Annotated in this window: 16 protein-coding genes, 1 tRNA gene and 1 other RNA gene; 6 read left to right on the top strand and 12 right to left on the bottom strand. The window is 36.0% G+C overall.

Translation table 11 applies throughout. The features are described from left to right. Entirely contained in the window at positions 1-1,092 is a 1,092-nt protein-coding gene (locus HXY53_02250) for a glycosyltransferase family 4 protein (GenBank protein ID NWF75386.1), read from the bottom strand. Positions 1,093-1,254: 162 nt separating this feature from the next. Between HXY53_02250 and HXY53_02245 the strand changes: the two genes are divergently transcribed. From HXY53_02245 to ssrA, 4 genes are all read left to right on the top strand, one after another. Beyond that, positions 1,255-2,712, top strand: a complete 1,458-nt coding sequence (locus tag HXY53_02245) for a glycosyltransferase family 39 protein (GenBank protein ID NWF75385.1) — start codon at positions 1,255-1,257, stop codon at positions 2,710-2,712. A gap of 88 nt (positions 2,713-2,800) precedes the next feature. Further along, positions 2,801-4,150, top strand: a complete 1,350-nt coding sequence (locus HXY53_02240; GenBank protein ID NWF75384.1) for a UDP-glucose/GDP-mannose dehydrogenase family protein — start codon at positions 2,801-2,803, stop codon at positions 4,148-4,150. 28 nt (positions 4,151-4,178) lie between these two features. Next, positions 4,179-4,622, top strand: coding sequence for an SsrA-binding protein SmpB (gene smpB, locus HXY53_02235; GenBank protein ID NWF75383.1), 444 nt, complete (start codon positions 4,179-4,181; stop codon positions 4,620-4,622). A gap of 18 nt (positions 4,623-4,640) precedes the next feature. After that, positions 4,641-4,991: a transfer-messenger RNA gene (ssrA, locus tag HXY53_02230) on the top strand. A gap of 56 nt (positions 4,992-5,047) precedes the next feature. On the opposite strand, the gene HXY53_02225 is transcribed toward ssrA, so the two are convergent. From HXY53_02225 to HXY53_02200, 6 genes are all read right to left on the bottom strand, one after another. After that, positions 5,048-5,941 (bottom strand): L,D-transpeptidase family protein, encoded by an 894-nt coding sequence (locus HXY53_02225; protein NWF75382.1) that lies wholly within the window; start codon positions 5,939-5,941, stop codon positions 5,048-5,050. 258 nt (positions 5,942-6,199) lie between these two features. Beyond that, the gene (locus tag HXY53_02220; protein ID NWF75381.1) at positions 6,200-6,544 is read right to left on the bottom strand and encodes a hypothetical protein; all 345 of its coding nucleotides are present in this window, start codon (positions 6,542-6,544) and stop codon (positions 6,200-6,202) included. Between the two features lie 65 nt (positions 6,545-6,609). Next, positions 6,610-7,926, bottom strand: a complete 1,317-nt coding sequence (locus HXY53_02215) for a L,D-transpeptidase family protein (protein NWF75380.1) — start codon at positions 7,924-7,926, stop codon at positions 6,610-6,612. A gap of 108 nt (positions 7,927-8,034) precedes the next feature. Next, positions 8,035-8,111, bottom strand: a tRNA-Met gene (locus tag HXY53_02210). Between the two features lie 82 nt (positions 8,112-8,193). After that, on the bottom strand, positions 8,194-9,315 hold the full coding sequence (gene rodA, locus HXY53_02205; GenBank protein NWF75379.1) for a rod shape-determining protein RodA: 1,122 nt from the start codon (positions 9,313-9,315) through the stop codon (positions 8,194-8,196). A gap of 10 nt (positions 9,316-9,325) precedes the next feature. Continuing rightward, entirely contained in the window at positions 9,326-10,234 is a 909-nt protein-coding gene (locus tag HXY53_02200; GenBank protein ID NWF75378.1) for a cysteine synthase family protein, read from the bottom strand. Positions 10,235-10,305: 71 nt separating this feature from the next. Between HXY53_02200 and HXY53_02195 the strand changes: the two genes are divergently transcribed. Further along, a complete protein-coding gene (locus tag HXY53_02195) occupies positions 10,306-10,941 on the top strand; it encodes a LysE family translocator (GenBank protein NWF75377.1) in 636 nt (211 codons plus the stop codon). Positions 10,942-10,954: 13 nt separating this feature from the next. On the opposite strand, the gene mrdA is transcribed toward HXY53_02195, so the two are convergent. The 5 genes from mrdA to HXY53_02170 are packed head-to-tail and all read right to left on the bottom strand — an operon-like array spanning position 10,955 to position 15,411. Beyond that, positions 10,955-12,718, bottom strand: a complete 1,764-nt coding sequence (mrdA, locus tag HXY53_02190; GenBank protein ID NWF75376.1) for a penicillin-binding protein 2 — start codon at positions 12,716-12,718, stop codon at positions 10,955-10,957. Beyond that, positions 12,715-13,170: a rod shape-determining protein MreD gene (mreD, locus tag HXY53_02185; protein NWF75375.1), complete on the bottom strand. Its 456-nt coding sequence runs from the start codon at positions 13,168-13,170 to the stop codon at positions 12,715-12,717. Before mreD ends, mrdA begins: the two co-directional genes overlap by 4 nt. Next, a complete protein-coding gene (gene mreC, locus HXY53_02180; protein NWF75374.1) occupies positions 13,167-13,949 on the bottom strand; it encodes a rod shape-determining protein MreC in 783 nt (260 codons plus the stop codon). Before mreC ends, mreD begins: the two co-directional genes overlap by 4 nt. Beyond that, the gene (locus HXY53_02175; GenBank protein ID NWF75373.1) at positions 13,949-14,983 is read right to left on the bottom strand and encodes a rod shape-determining protein; all 1,035 of its coding nucleotides are present in this window, start codon (positions 14,981-14,983) and stop codon (positions 13,949-13,951) included. The genes mreC and HXY53_02175 overlap by 1 nt, the downstream gene beginning before the upstream one ends. Then, positions 14,983-15,411 carry an RDD family protein gene (locus tag HXY53_02170; protein NWF75372.1) on the bottom strand — a complete coding sequence of 143 codons (429 nt, stop codon included), beginning with the start codon at positions 15,409-15,411 and terminating at the stop codon, positions 14,983-14,985. The genes HXY53_02175 and HXY53_02170 overlap by 1 nt, the downstream gene beginning before the upstream one ends. 165 nt (positions 15,412-15,576) lie before the next feature. On the opposite strand from HXY53_02170, the gene lnt reads away from it, so the two are divergent. After that, positions 15,577-17,127, top strand: coding sequence for an apolipoprotein N-acyltransferase (gene lnt, locus HXY53_02165; protein ID NWF75371.1), 1,551 nt, complete (start codon positions 15,577-15,579; stop codon positions 17,125-17,127). Positions 17,128-17,137: the final 10 nt, after the last annotated feature.

Raw genomic sequence — 17,137 nt, 5'->3', positions numbered from 1 at the left:
TTAACTAAGAACCTCAAGAAAAACATTTTTCATTTTTTGAATATGTTTCTCCATATTAAATTTATCTACAGCTTTTAAACGTCCATTTTCACCCATTTTCCGCCTCAACTCATGATTACTGATTAATTTTATGATAGCTTGAGCAATCTGTTTTTCATTCTCAGGTTCCACAAGAATACCATTTACTCCATCTTCTACAATTTCCGGATTTCCACCAACCTTTGTGGCAATTACTGCTTTAGCACATGCAAGAGACTCCAGTAAACTTCTGCTGCATCTCTCTTCAAGAGATGGCAGAATAACCAGATCAAGGCTGCAAAGTGCATCCCTTACATCTGTTAGAAGACCTGTAAAATATACCTCATTCTCTAAGGAAAGTTCTTTTATAATAGTCTTGATTTCTTCAAAATATGATTCATCACTTTTTTTATACTCACCTATAATTATTAATTTAATATTGTCAGTTTTTTCTTTAATAAGACCAAATGCCCTGATTAGATATTCAATCCCTTTTCGCTTTGTGATAAGACCTATATAACCTATTAATTGTTTGTCAGATTCTATATTAAACTTTTCGAATAAAAAATTACTCTCAGCAGGCTTAAATACATTGATATCAACCCCATTATATATTACATCTACATTATGCCTGCTATTTTGAAAGAGCTTCTCCTTCGTATCTCTATCGACAAAAATAATTTTAGATGCAAGGGATGTCAACCAGAATCTGAGCCTTCTACTCCTTGAAATAAGGGGATTTTCTCTAACCACCCATACGATAGGGATTCTACACAAATAACCTGCAATGGCTGCATACTTGCAAAATGGTGTGAGTGTATTTAGATGAATAAGTGTAACATTATGTTTTTTCAGAATCTTAAGAAAGCTCAGGATATAATGGAAACCGAGAAATCCCTTTTTTTCTATGATATAAGTATTTATACCTGATTTGTTTAAATTTTCTATAATCGGGCCATATTCTCTGGTAGCAAATACTGGCACAAAATCATTCTTAAGCCCCATCATTAAATGATAACAGCTAATAGTTGCTCCCGTAAGTGAAGATGAATGATTAACAAAAAGTATATTCACTTTAAAATATGGATTTTATATAGAATCTCCTGATTACTAACCCAATCATTTTATCATAAAATAATAGTATTTATGGTTTAACCATATATACAAACCTAACTCCCCATGTAATTTTTGCTATTTTACTTGAGAATTCTTATTAATTAAGTATATCTTTTTAGAATGATTAAAACTATTAAAGAAGATTCTCACATACTGAGGATAATTGTCCTCTTTCTGTGGGTTCTGTGCACTCTTTGGGTCAGACCCTGGACAGGCGATCTGAGAAGCGATCCATTGACATATGCGTGCATTGCCAAGGATATGGTTGAACACAACAACTGGTTTTCTCCAATGCTGGATGGACAACCCTATTTGAATAAACCCCCATTATATTTCTGGCTGGTTGCATTATCTTTTAAGACATTAGGGTTTTCTGTATATGCTGCTAAGTTACCTTCTCTTATTTTTGCAACAATAAATGTCCTGTTACTTTACTGGATTGTTTACAGATTCTTCAAAGATTATGATCTTGCATTTTTTTCAGCTTTTACATTTGAGACGACAAGATGGATTATCAGAAATTTTGCAACAAACAGACCTGAAAGCCTACTCGTTTTTTCGTTTTTACTCGGCTGGCTTGCATTGATTCTAATACAGGAAAGGAACAGAACAGGTCCTTATCTTCTGGGAATTTCCTTTGCTATAGGTATCATGAGTAAGATTTTTTTTGCACTCTTCCCCTCTCTGCTTTTCCTTTTTTATGGCATTGTAACAAAGAAAATATATCAATGGCTCAGGTGGAAACACTTTTATTACGGATGTCTTATCGGTATTATTCTGTCTTTGCCGTGGTTTATCTATTTCGAAAAATTACATCCAGGGTATATTTTTTACCTGATTCAAGAACAAACATTAAATAGAATAACCGAAGGTACGGATGTGAGCAAAGATAAACTTATGTATCTGAAAGAGTTCGTGATGTATTATCAGCCTTATTTAATATTTTTTCTAATTGGCTTCTTCTTGCTTCTGAGGAAGCTAAGGATTGAACAATATTTGTTTATCTTTATAGCAATAATGCTATTTTTTTTACCCCTTCAGCTTTCTGAAGGAAAGTCTGACAGATATCTGACACTTGTAACACCTTTCTTCTCTTTTGTTACAGCTATGGGGATTGTTCATTTCGAAAAAATAAAGAAAATAGCCAAAGGGGTTACAATATATGGAGTTATACCTGTTTTTATATTTTTCTGGATAACTCCTGTTGTGACAACTTCTGAAAAATATCAGGTTATAAACCTTGCAGAGAGACTAAGTAAGAGTGACTTGAGGGATTATACAGATGCATTCTCTTTCATTAGAACAGCGGAAGGAAATAAATCTGCAGATATCCAGTTTATTGAATGGTCTATCCGGCCACGTGGTCAGGAACACAGATGCGCTTTATATTTTTATCTCGCTGATTCATACGTGCACTGGGACAATGAGACATTCATGAGATGGGTAAAAGAGGGGAATAAACCTGTAGTATTAATTACCTCAAAAAGATCAGTAAAAAAGCTGCCACAAGAAAATGTGCACTGGGTAGAACTAAAAAGGGATAAATACGATGTTCTTTTAATCGGAATAAAAAAATAGATTCAGAACTTTATTGAACACATTTAGTATAACATTCTATAATTTCAATGTATTTAATTTTCTTAATACCAAGCATTTGGGAGGAATTATGCATATTGCCATTGTCGGAACTGGATATGTCGGACTTGTAACAGGTGCATGTTTTGCTGAATTTGGTCTTTTTGTTACCTGTATTGATAAGGATGAGAAGAAAATACACTCGTTAAAGAAAGGTTTAATCCCATTCTATGAACCAGGACTTGAAGAGCTTGTCAAGAGAAATGTGCAGCAAGGAAGACTTGAATTTACAACCAAGATAGCCAAGGCTGTAGAATCTTCTCTTGTAATCTTTATAGCTGTTGGAACCCCAAGAAGAGGTGACGGGTCAGCTGATTTAAAATATGTTGAAGAGGTAGCACATGAAATCGCAAAAAATATGAATGGTTATAAAGTCATAGTAACTAAGAGCACTGTACCTGTAGGAACAGGAAAAAAATTACAGGAGATAATATCTAATAATCTTAAAGAGAAGACAGACTTTGATATTGTTTCAAATCCTGAGTTTTTACGGGAAGGCTCTGCAATAGAAGATTTCATGAGACCTAACAGAGTTGTAATAGGTGCGAAAAGTCAGCAAGCTATCGCAATCATGAGGGATCTATATAAACCACTATATCTAATAGAAACACCGTTTGTTATAACAAATATTGAAACAGCAGAGTTAATAAAGTATGCTTCGAATTCTTTTCTCGCAACAAAAATTTCTTTTATAAATGAGATTGCAAAGCTATGTGAAAAGGTAGGTGCAGACGTTCATATGGTAGCAAAAGGAATGGGTCTTGACCAGAGGATCGGTCCAAAATTCCTTCACCCTGGACCTGGATACGGCGGCTCCTGTCTTCCAAAGGATACCAATGCACTTCTTAGAATGGCTGAAGAGCATAATGTAAAGTTGAATATCGTTGATGCTGTAGTCAGAGTTAATGAAGAACAGAGGCAACACATGGTAAAAAAGATAAAAGAAGCAATGACAGACTTGAAAGGTAAAACTATTGCTATACTTGGCCTTTCATTTAAGCCGAATACTGATGATATTCGAGATGCTCCTTCCCTGTATATACTCAAGGAACTGATAAAAGAAGATGCTTACATAAGGGTTTATGATCCTGTAGTAAAAGACAATGATAAGAGAATAAAAGACAGAAAACTACAAAACAAAAATGCTGAATATTCTATTTTAAACCATAAAAATATTAAATTCTGTAAGGATCCATATGATGCAATAAAAGGTGCAATTGCACTTATTATTGTTACAGAATGGAATCAGTTCCGAAATCTGGACCTTGAGAGAATAAAAAATCTAATGAGAGGACCTTTTTTCTTTGACCTGCGTAATATATATGAACCTCAGAGGGTAAAAGATAAGGGATTTGAATACTATTCAGTTGGAAGGGTTTAAATGGTTCTGAAAATGTTAAAATCAATTCATGAAGATTGTATGTCAGAACAGGAAGGCTTATCATGATTATCATATTGAGGAGACCATAGAGGCTGGCATATCTTTATTGGGAACAGAAGTAAAATCTCTCAGGGAAGGAAGGGCAAATCTTAGAGACAGTTATGTACTCATAAAAAACGGCGAAGCCTTTCTTATTAACTGCCATATAAGTCCTTACAGTCATGGTAATATTATGAACCATGACCCTCTACGAACAAGAAAACTCCTGCTTCATAAGAAACAGATAAATAGTCTTGCAGGGAAGACACTTATAAAAGGATACACTCTGGTGCCTCTAAAGCTCTATTTTACAGATTCATTTGCTAAGATAGAGATTGGGCTTGCAAAAGGCAAGAGACTTTTTGAGAAAAGGGAAACGATTAAGGAGAGGGAAGCAAAAAGAGAGATAGAAAAAAGGATGAAAAATAGGTGATAATATATAAAAGAGAAAGGGGGCGAAAGGGCTCGACGGGGGTTACGAGGATCAGGTTGCATGTCGTGGCTCCGTCACCACGTAAAAAGGCGGAAACAAACACAAACGCCAATAACGAACTGGCACTTGCTGCTTAAATAACTAAGCAGCACGCTGCCCTGAAATTGTCTGTGTTTCAGGTGTCAGTGTCATAAAGCAGGCTGGCCTTAAGAGACTTCTCTTTATCTTAAGGCAAGATTTAAAGAGATGGGATGGTGAAAAGCCTTTCTGCTGGCGGTTCATCATCCGAGATTGAAAAAGCAGGATAAACATGTAGAAGCCTGAGAGTAGTACTTTCGGACGCGGGTTCAATTCCCGCCGCCTCCACCAACAGAACAAAACTGACAAGTTTACCTCTTCTTACTTAGAGAATATTGTATGACTTTCTATGGCCTTATCTCAACAATCGTACCATTCGGCACTAACTTGTCAATTTCCTCTATTTCTTCGTCCGTAACTGCAATACACCCATTTGTCCAGTCAATTCTTGTGTGAAAATCACCAACCCACGAGAAACCATTCTTGATGCCATGGATCATTATGTCTCCGCCAGGAGAAACACCAAGTTCTTTTGCTCGCTTTTTGTCTTTCTCATTTGGATAGGAAATATGAAGAGACAGGTGATAATGACTGTCTCTGTTTCTTGAATCGATAATGTAGGTCCCCTCTGGGGTCTTGTTATCACCTTGCCTTTCTTTTGGACCTACCGGGTTTCCTCCAATTGATATTCTGTATGTTTTTATTACCTTTCCCTTTGATAACAACGTCAATCGCCGTTCTTTCTTTTCTATCAGAACCTTGTCTGCCTGTCCTTTCTTTAGTATAAAAACCTCTTTTTGCAATTTAGTAATCTCATCCTCTTTGCTTTTAACTTCTTGTTCAAGTGCTCTAATCTTGTCCTGCAGTATAGTAATTTCATTTTCTTTGTTTTTAACTTCTTGCTGGAACGTCTCAATCTGTTTTTTCAGTGTAACAATTGTTTTATCCTTAATTGTGACATTATGGATTTGAAATATCATCATCTCACTGTCACGCTTATATTCACTTGTCGGGTAATCCTTTATTATTTTCTGAAAACATTCCAGAGATTTCTGGTAATCTTTTTGTTCATTTCGTGGGTAAGCATAAATAATACCCATTTCGAAAAGAACTCTGTCTTCAACCGAAGGATATTTTTCAATAATCTGCTCATATTTGCTCAAAGCTGCTTTGTAGTTCCCCTGGTTAAAAAAATCATTCGCTTCTTTGAAGATTTCTCTGGAATGACTACATCCGCACATGAGAATTGGTGTTATTATGATGCAGATAATAAAAAAGTAAAGAGGCTCACTTAATCTACTTTGCTTTTTGTTCAAATAAGCCTTCACGTTTTTCAATAATATTTTTTAATGATTGCAAAACAATTCTTCTCACTCATATATATCCGAATTATATAGTATATTAAACTTATGGAAATACAGGAAGTGGCAGTGTCTTCAAAACCCTTCCACTTCCTTTCTATACCGATAAAGATAGAATTAAAATCTCATAAGATTGCTTTATTTCTTCATTGATTTTTGGAAAACGGCTTCAGCCTGTTTTGCCTTTTCTTCAGCGATCTTAGCCTTCTCCTCTGCAATCCTCTCTTTTTCCTCTGCGATTCTTTCTCTTTCCTCTGCCCTCCTTATGGCTTCTTCTACGCGGGCTGCAGCTTCATTTGCCTTTAACGTTGCGGCATCGGCTGCAGTCTTGGCAGCCTGCGCATCCTGAACTGCCTGATCAGCTTTAGCATCAATCAGCTTTTCCTGTGACTCTACCCGTGCAAGGTCACCTTTTGTTGCACAACCCACTACAGCAATAGCAATAATAATCATTATTGAGAACATCAATAGACTCTTCTTCATCTTTAATCACCTCCTTTCTGCTAAGTTTATCTTATTATAGCAGGGTTGACTATGGCAATTATCTATCACTCCTTGATAGGTTCAACCAAGATGCCATCAATTTCCAAATCAACTTTCAAGCGTTTGACTACATCTTTTGCCTCACTGATATCATCGAACGGGCCAGTAATTACACGATAGCTGTCACTCGTTGATAATACCCTTGCAGGTATTTGAGGGCCCTGATGGTTGATAATAGCTGCAATCCTCATAGCATCAATCTTGTCAGACATCTTAGCAGCTAAAACATACCATGCGTCTGTTTTAAGTTCTGGTATCTCTGGTTTACCATACAATTTATCAGGATGCTTGACTTCTATAGTTTCTTGAAATCCTTTTTCACTTCCTTGATGGATCTTGAAAATGGGGACAGGAATTCCCCGAGCTTCGGCTATTACTTGCTCAACTTTGCTCCAGTCAATCGGACGCCCAGATTCCTTTTCAATATTTCTCAATTTCCTGTATATCTTTTTTAACTCTTCAGCATTTGATTTTTCAAAGGGCACATGAACTTCCATATAAACTACTCCATTACGTTGGCCTAAGAGATATGGCTGGTTAACGATATGTACAGGTGTCTTAATAGGGGTGCTTTCGAATAGCCTTTTTATGTCTTCCGGATATAGTCTTATACAGCCGTTAGTTGCCCTAAGACCAATGCTGGACGGTTTATTAGTGCCATGGATCAAATAAGTCGGTTTACTTAAATATAGAGCGTACTCTCCCAGAGGATTCTTAGGTCCAGGTGGAACTTCAGAGGGAAGAGGATCGCCTTTTTTTCGATGATCTTCAGCTATTGAGGCAGGCACATACCACGTCGGCTGTATAACCTTACGCTCCACATGCATTTTACCTAAGGGTGTGGGTCGCTCTTCAGTTCCGATGCCAACAGGATAAGTCGATACTGCTAATGACTTATTATTACCTTTAAATTGAAAAAGCCTCATTGTGGCTAAGTTGATCACAATACCTTTTCTTGGAACATCAGGCAAAATAAAACTTAGTGGCAAAATGATCTTCTCTCCGGCTTCAGGCACCCATATATCTATGCCTGGATTTGCTGCAGTAATAGCATTTATTCCAAGGCTGAAGTGTCTTGCAATATCAGGCAGTGTATCACCCTCTTCAAGCCTTATAACTGCCAAACGGCCAATGACATCATCTCCTTGTTCAATCGAAAACTCATTTCGTTCTAAATAATTATCCGAATAAATTGGAGAAGGTAACGGTGCTTCCTGAATGCTTTTCATTGTAGCACATCCATTGAGGGATAAGATTGATATCAATAGAAATATAATATGACGCCAATTGTGTAAGAATAACTGCTCAATAACTCGACACATGGGTTAAATAATATTATACTCTCTTGGAATTTTCTTATATACCACCTCAATATTAGCATATCATTAACAATGGCAACTTGCGAAAACAAAGAAGCAAAACCTTCTTTTTGGTGGCGGTGCAGGGATTTGAACCCCGGACACTGCGGATATGAGCCGCATGCTCTAACCAACTGAGCTACACCGCCCATCAAGAAAGAAAGTAATCTGTAAGAGGTATTATGCAGTATGTAGTAATATAAACAGAAAATTATAACAGATATAATACTGCTAATGAAAGAGTTCGAACCTTCGTGTCCTTATGTTTATTAAAATTCCTATACCGATAAAATTTGATAGAAGAGCTGTACCCCCATAGCTCATAAATGGCAACGGGATGCCAACAACAGGCATTAACCCCAATGTCATCCCAATATTAACAAAAAAATAAAATAAAAACATAAAAGTAATTCCTGTTGCGAGAAGCCTGCCGAACTCGTCTCTTGCTTTCCTTGCAGTATCAAGTCCGCGCAATATCAAAATAAGATAAAGCATAAGAAGTGCTGTGCTTCCTAAAAAACCCCATTCTTCTGCAAAAACTGCAAAAATAAAATCCGTATGTTTTTCAGGTAAAAATCTGAAAGGTCCTTGAGTTCCATGTAAAAAACCCTTTCCTAAAAACTTACCTGAACCAATTGTAATTTTTGACTGATTCAGATGATAACCAATCCCTGTCCGATCTACTTCAGGTTCAATAAAAGCAACTATCCTGTTCTTCTGGTAATCCTTCAACCCCCCCCATAATATATTTCCGAGAAAAGGCAAGGATATTAAACCGATGATAATTAACAATATCGCAATCTTTTTCGAAATACCTTTTGCAAGTATAACCGCTGTAAAAATTGCCATAATTATAAGAGTGGTTCCGAGATCTGGCTGTTTTATGAGGAGTATAATAGGAATAAAAGTGATAAAAAAGAATATACGAAAAAGAGTTTTAGCTTCTACAGAACCTTTTATCTGACTTAAATAATTAGAAAGCATCACGACGAATAGAATTTTATAAATTTCAGAAGGCTGGAAAGAGAGTGGTCCAAGACTTATCCATCTTTTAGCACCCATCCCGATATTACCCATTATAAATACGATTAATAGTAGGATAATCCCGATAACATAAAGAGGCATAGAAAATCTGCCAAGCCAGATATAGTCAAAGCTTACAATAAAAAACATTGCAATAACACTTATTATCAGCCATATTATCTGTTTTATATAAAAACCTGAATATTCTTCTTCTGACAAAGGGCGGGTCGCACTGTAAATAGTCATTATTCCAACGAAAACTATTATTAATGTAATAGTAAAAGTAACCCAGTCAAAATTTTGGATAAGTCTTCGGTCTATTCGAAACATTACTAAAGAATTATGGAGGACATTTGGCACATACTGAAGTGAATAAGGCAGTAGAAAGATATCTGTCTCCTCTGTCAGGCAGAATAACCACTATAGTCCCTTCTTTGAGTTCACTTGATTTCCTCAGTGCGATATGAACTGCAGCTCCACTCGACATCCCTGCAAAAATCCCCTCTTTTACTGCCAGCATGCGTGTAGTATCGAATGCCTCGTCATCATTCACAAAATAATGTTCATCAAGTCTTGAGGGATCGAAAATCTTAGGGACGATCGATTCTTTCATGTTTTTTAGTCCCTGTATCCTGTGGTGTTGAACAGGCTCAACGCCAATGACTTTTATATCCTTGTTGTATTCCTTCAATCTCTTACTGACACCCATAAGTGTTCCTGTTGTTCCCATACCAGCAACAAAGTGTGTGATCTTACCGTTTGTCTGCTCCCATATTTCCTTGCCCGTTGTTTCATAATGTGCAAGTATATTTGCAAGATTATCAAATTGATTTGGCATAAAATATTTATCAGGTTCTTCTGAGAGTATACTATGAGCCAACCTTATTGCACCATCTGTCCCCTCATCGGGTGGACTTAGAATAAGTTCCGCTCCGAATGCCTCAAGAATTCTCCTCCTTTCAATGCTTACACATGCAGGCATAGTAAGCTTCACGCGATATTTCTTTGCTGATGCAACCATAGCAAGCCCTATGCCTGTATTTCCGGAAGTTGCCTCGAGCACGATTTGATCTCTTGTCAGTCTTCCTTCTTTTTCTGCTGTTTCTAACATATAAAGAGCGATTCTGTCTTTAACAGACCCGCCAGGATTATTTCCCTCGAGCTTTGCATAAAGTTTAACCTTAGGGTTAGGATTTATGCTATCAATACTTGCAATAGGTGTATTTCCAATGCATTGAATTATACTCATTATTTTCATTATAAATGAAAATGATGTTAAATGGTCAAGTTTTTATGGCTCTTACATAATTATGTTAAAGTATGAATGTGATTATTGAATCCATGTCTTTCTTCATTTCTGGTGCTGTTTTTGGCTTAGTAGCAGGAATTTCACCAGGACCCCTACTAACATTAGTTATCTCTGAAACACTCAAACACAATAAAAAAGAGGGCTTTAAAATTGCCTGTGTCCCTCTTCTTACGGATTTTCCAGTAATCTTTGTTTCACTTGTTTTTCTTATAAAAATTTATGCTTCGAAACTTATTTTAGGAATAATATCTCTCGCAGGTGCTTTTTTTCTTTTCTATCTCGCTTATGAAGTTTTTAAGGTAAAAGGTCTATCTTTAGAGTTACCCAAAATTAAGTCCAAATCTTTGAGAAAAGGTGTAATTACAAATATTCTGAACCCACATCCATATCTTTTCTGGATGACCATTGGCACCCCGATCATTATTAAGGCATTAAATATAAATATTCTGTCTGCATGCATGTTTATTTCAGGTTTTTATCTTCTTCTAATTGGCTCTAAAATAGTCATTGTAATATTAATAAGCAGGTCAAAAATCTTTCTGAATAGTACATTGTATATTCATATACTTAGATTTCTTGGATTGATTTTATTCTTTTTTGCAATAATTTTTATCCGAGAAGCACTGATATTTTTCGATATTGTATGATTAAAAATTATTATTAATTCTTGTTTAAATTATTTTTCTCCTTCAGGTAAACTTCTATTGCCCTTTTTGCAATTGGTGCAGCTGCACCACCACCATGTCCACCGTGCTCTACTAATACCGCAAGAGCTATTTCCGGTCTTTCATCTGGTGCGTAGGCTACAAACCATGCGTGATCTCTAAACGCTTCTCCAGCATATCTCATTCCTCTTCTCATTGCAACAACCTGAGCTGTTCCTGTCTTCCCGCTTATATTTGCTATCTGTGATCGTGCTGCCCATCCTGTTCCACCATTATCGTTAACCACACCCATGAGTGCTCTCTTTAACGTCTTGATCGTCTCAGGTTTTAAGGTTATTTTTCTTAATAAAATAGGCTTTGCGTCTTTCAAGAGTATAGGCTTATAAAGATTCCCCTCATTTGCAACAGAACCTATTAAAGAAGCCATTTGAATAGGAGTTGCTGCAACATATCCTTGCCCTATGGCTGAAATAAATGTTTCACCTAAAAACCACGGCAGGTTTTTTTCTTTAAGCTTCCATTCTGTATTAGGGATTAAACCTTCACGTTCAATCCCAAGCTCGATGCCGGTTTTACTACCCAGACCAAAGCTTATTGCATATTTGTATATCTTATCAATTCCAAGACGCTGCCCTACCTCATAGAAATAGACATCACATGATTCTACAAGTGCTCTATGAAAAGAAACTACGCCGTGACCTCTCTTCTGCCAACAACCAAAACGCCATTTCCCGTACTGTATACCTCCCTTACAATTTATTTTTGTATCAGGTGTAATCACTCCCTCTTCGAGACCTGCTATCGCAGTTATAATCTTAAATGTTGAACCAGGTGGATATTGACTCTGCAATGCTCTGTTTATTAAAGGCTTTTTTTTGTCTTTTATGAGAGTAAGCCAATTATTATAGTCTATTCCTTTTACAAAAAGATTGGGATCAAATGACGGTTTGCTCACAAGGCCGAGTATCTCCCCTGTATTTGGTAAAATCGCTACAAGAGCTCCTGCCCTATTACCAAAAGCTTGTTCCGCTTCTTTTTGAAGATTTATATCAATACTTATTGAAATATCTTTCCCTTTCACTGGAGGAATTTCCTGCAATAATCTAATTTCATTCCCAAGTGCATCTATCTCAATAACACGTTTCCCGTTTTTTCCCCTGAGTGTTTCATCATAAAGTTTTTCGATCCCCCATTGTCCAATAAAACTATCAGGCGGTATATTTTTAAATGAAGGTTCTCTTGTTTGTTCTGAGCTGATTTTACCAAGATATCCGATCAGGTGCGACCCTATATCTGCGTAAAGATATTCTCTGCTAATCTCGATCTCAATAATCAAACCAGGAAAATCAGATCGCCTTGCTTCAATAAATGCTACTTCCTGAAATGAGAGCCCTTCTTTAAGTTTAACGGATGTAAAAGGGCTTATTTCTTTTGCTTTCAGCTTTTTTTGTATTTCTTCAGATGAAACCTTAATTAATTTAGACAGACTTTCGATATTACAGCTATGAAATTCATTCGGTATTACTGAAACAGAAAAAAAAGGAGTATTTCGTACAAGTGGTATTCCATTTCTGTCAAAAATAATTCCCCTCGGTGCATGTATATTTATAATCCTCAATCGGTTAGCTTCAGATAACTTCAGGTATTCGTCACCCTGCAAAACTTGCAACTGCCATAGCCTGATTATAATGAGTGCAAAAGCTGCGATAACGATATAGCCTATTTTTATAATTTTTTTAAAGTCTTCTTCGTTTCTCATATCTCACCGTGTTTCGGTTTAATAAAAGCCCCAAATGCCGCATTTATAATTGATTGAATAAAAATTATAAAAATCGCATTGCTGATATTTACTGGTGCTTTATCAAAGATGCTTTTTGATAGAAAAACAACAAGGCTGTCTGTTAGGGTCATCGCTGAAATACTTATAACACCTAAAAGAGGTGTCCAGATAAAAATTCTATGTGAAATAAAAGAAGAGAGATATCCTATAATCCCTTTACTTAGGAGATTTGGACCGAGAAAAGATCCTGAAATACTGTCTTCAACAAATCCAATCAACGAACCAATAAACATACCCTTAATCTCCTTCTTTTTAACACCAGCATAATATGCTAAAACAGCAGTAAAATTAGGTGTAATATGGAATAACGAGACTGTGCCCTGTATAATGAAAGTAATAATAATAGCCAATGTCCAGAGAAGGTATTTCATTCCTTTGTTACTATTGCAACGAACTCAATCTTTGTGCTGTCAACAAATGGAATAACTTCTATATCCTGGAAAATATCAGTTTCTTTTTTATTAACTTTAGATACAAAACCAATAGGAATCCCAGGAGGATAAAAGTCATCAAGTCCTGAGGTTTTTACAATATCTCCTTCTTTAATCTCTTCTTCAGCCGGGATATATTTCAATTTGCATGTTTTGAATCCAGTGCCTGAAATGATACCCTCAGTTCTGTTTTCCTGTAGACGGGATGCAGCAGAGAAATTAATATCAGTGAGCAATAACAGACTTGAATAGGATTCATAAACCTCTGTAATTTTTCCTGCTAATCCTTTCTCTGTAATAACTATCATATCTTTTTTGACCATATCTAAACTTCCTTTATCAAGGATCAGGATGTTAGACCATTGATCAACACTCTTACCAATAACACATGCGGCAGTAATATATTTCTGCTCTCTTCCTTTGATGGTAAGTATTTCCCTCAGTTGTTTATTCTCTTGTAATGCATCCTGATATCTCTCTCGCTCCTTAAGCAATCTTGAAATTTCTTCCTTAAGCCGTCTATTCTCTTCTTCTCTTATAAACATCTTCTTAAAAGGAGAAGCAATAAAATTTGTTATAGAATCTTTCACGTATAGAAAATTGTTCAATGTATTATTAAGGAATTTTAAAGGCAGGAAATGAGCTACATTACTCTCATAGGTCATGAGACCCAGTGTTATAACAATAAAAAGAAAAAGCAGAAGCCTTTTCTTAGGCATTATAAGGTAATAGCCACTCTTCTCAAAAGATCTATTTCATCAAGCATTTTACCAACGCCTCGTACCACTGCCGTAAGAGGATCCTCAGCAACAATAACAGGCAATCCAGTCTCTTCACGTATGAGCAAGTCAAGGCCTCTTAAAAGAGCACCTCCACCGGCCAAAATAATACCTCTGTCCACAATATCTGATGCAAGTTCAGGCGGTGTGTTTTCAAGTATTACCTTTATCGTATCGAGGATTATATTCACCGGCTCTGTAAGTGCCTCACGAATTTCATCTTCATTAATAGTTAGCGTTTTTGGAATTCCTGATATAAGATCTCTTCCTTTTATTTCCATTGTTCTCTTTTCGCTTCCTTCTGAAGGATAAGCGGATCCGATATTGATTTTAATCTGCTCAGCGGTCATATCACCTATCATAAGATTATATCTTCTCTTGATGAATGCCATAATTGAGTCGTCCATCTTGTCACCACCTACCCTGACAGCTTTACTGTATACAACTCCATCAAGTGATATAACGGCAACATCAGTCGTTCCACCGCCTATATCGACTATCATATTGCCAGATGGTTCACCAACTGGCAGACCCACACCAACTGCTGCTGCCATTGGCTCTCCAATAAGATACACTTCCCTTGCACCAGATACCTGAGCAGCATCTTTAACAGCACGCTGTTCTACCTGTGTAATACCTGAGGGGACCCCAATAATTACCCTTGGGGAAACAAAACTTCTCCTGTTATGTACCTTTGTGATAAAGTATTTCAACATTTCTCCTGTAGCATCAAAATCAGCGATAACACCGTCTTTCATCGGTCTTATAGCAATGATATTAGCAGGGGTTTTTCCAAGCATCCTTTTTGCTTCAGCTCCAACAGCTACTGGTTTCTTATCATCTCTCCTCAAGACAACAACTGAAGGTTCGTTACATACAATGCCCTTTCCTTTTACAAAAACAAGTGTATTTGCTGTGCCAAGATCTATTGCGAGATCATTTGAGAACAATCCAAGAATTTTATTAAAAAACATCATCCCTCCCCTTCCTGTGGACGGGGTTGCTCAATAACAATTGTCTTTGCTATCTCGTCTCCAATACGCATTCCGTCTTTACTTCCTATCAGTATGATAAATTCAAAAATAATGGCGAACAAAATGAAAATCCAACCAATCCATATCACTTTATAAAATAAGTAACCTACAGCTAAAGTGCTATTTCTGAGTATGGATTCCTTGAAAGAACAAGGTTTATAAGTTTCTAAAGAGATAACCCTTAGCCCTATCAGTTTTTTCCCTAAACTTCTACCTCCAAAAAGGCCATCCCCGACTAAAAGATAGGTAAGACCTGCGAGGAATCCCGCTTTCGGCAAAATTTCTATTGCTGCTGCTATAATAATAAAATCGAGGATTTTAGCGACAGAACGAACAAGCAATCCTGCCCTTTGAATTTCCTCAGACATCTAACATCTTAACAGAAAATTTGTCAGTTTTTCAAGGTATTTGAACGATTCAAAGATTTTTTGAAAAGCTTATGTAGCTATTTATTCAATTTTATACAGTTTATTTTTAAATGAAGTAAAATAGATACTGGATTTTGAAATATATATTACAGAGTGTTTTTAAAAATGAAATTGTTTTTAAAAAATTATATACCTGCTTTTCTTTCAGGGACAATCCTCATATTCTGTTTCCCTTTTTTTGATATATTTTACCTTGCATGGATAGCCATAGTACCTTTTTTACTATCACTATACAAAAAGAATCCAAGGGAATCTTTTATAGCAGGTTTTGTTTTTGGTCTTCCATATTTCTTCGGAACACTTTACTGGATATATCATTCAATAAATCACTATGGTAATATTCCTTTTCTGATAAGCATTATGATCGTTATATTACTCTGTGCCTATCTCTGCCTATATACAGGCATTTTTGCAATACTTTTTTCAATCAGCATCAATCATACAAAACTACCAGCTTTATTAATTGCGCCTTTATTCTGGACGGTATTAGAATTTCTGCGTTCTTATATATTTACAGGCTTTCCATGGTCAAGCATTGGATACAGCCAATATAAGTTTCTAACTGCCATTCAGATAGCTGATATAACTGGTATATATGGAGTATCGTTCCTTATTCTGTCCGTTAATGGTGCATTTGCTGATATTTTTCTACTTAAGAACCGCTTGAAAGACGTGCCTCTTTTTCCTCTTTCATATTCGGTAATCGGATTTGCTATCCTCTGCTTGGTAACAATTTCAGTATTTATTTATGGGTATATGAGATTAAATGAAGAGAGACAGGGCAAATTTTTTAAGGCGAGTATAATTCAAGGAAATATAGAACAGGATAAAAAATGGGACTCTTATTATCAAAATAAGGTTATAGAGACATATAAGGAACTATCAATCAGGGCATCGCTTGCCTCTCCCTCAATCATAATATGGCCAGAGACTGCTTTACCTTTTATATTCGAAGAAGATAAAGAATATTCTTCTGAACTTATTGATTTTCATAAACAATTAAATACTTATCTTCTTTTTGGAAGTATACTGGTTAAAGAAAAAAATAATGAACAATATCTATTTTCAAACAGCGCTGTAATGCTTGATCCATATGGAAAGGTAACTTATATATATGATAAAATACATTTAGTGCCTTTTGGGGAATATATACCACTACAAAAAATCCTTTTTTTTATTAATAAACTTGTTGTTGGTATTGGGGATTATGTGCAAGGTGAAAGGTATATTAAAGCCGAAACCCCTTTTGGAGATTTTTCAACCATTATTTGTTACGAGGTTATTTTTCCTGGTCTTGTCAGAAAGTTTTTTTTACATGGAGGAGATTTTATAGTGAATATAACAAATGACGCTTGGTTTGGGAGGACTACCGGACCATTTCAGCATTTTAGCATGGCAACTTTTCGCGCAATAGAGAACAGAAAACCTATAATCAGGGCTGCAAATACAGGGATTTCAGGTTTTATAGATAGCAATGGAAGAATATTATCTAAAACGGCTCTTTTTCAAAAAACATTTTTAACAGAAAATCTAAAAACTGATTCTACAATAAGTTTTTATTCTAAATATGGAGATCTTTTCATTTATATATGCATTATACTGTCAGTATTATTATTGTCAAATGTATCAAGCAAATATAAAAAATTTAAATTATAAAGGAGGTTTT

Source organism: Nitrospirota bacterium (assembly GCA_013388455.1).
In the GTDB taxonomy this organism is placed as follows: Bacteria; Nitrospirota; Thermodesulfovibrionia; order Thermodesulfovibrionales; family SM23-35; genus JACAFF01.
Note: the sequence above shows the minus strand (reverse complement) of the source record. Positions and strands in the feature narration are given on the sequence as shown.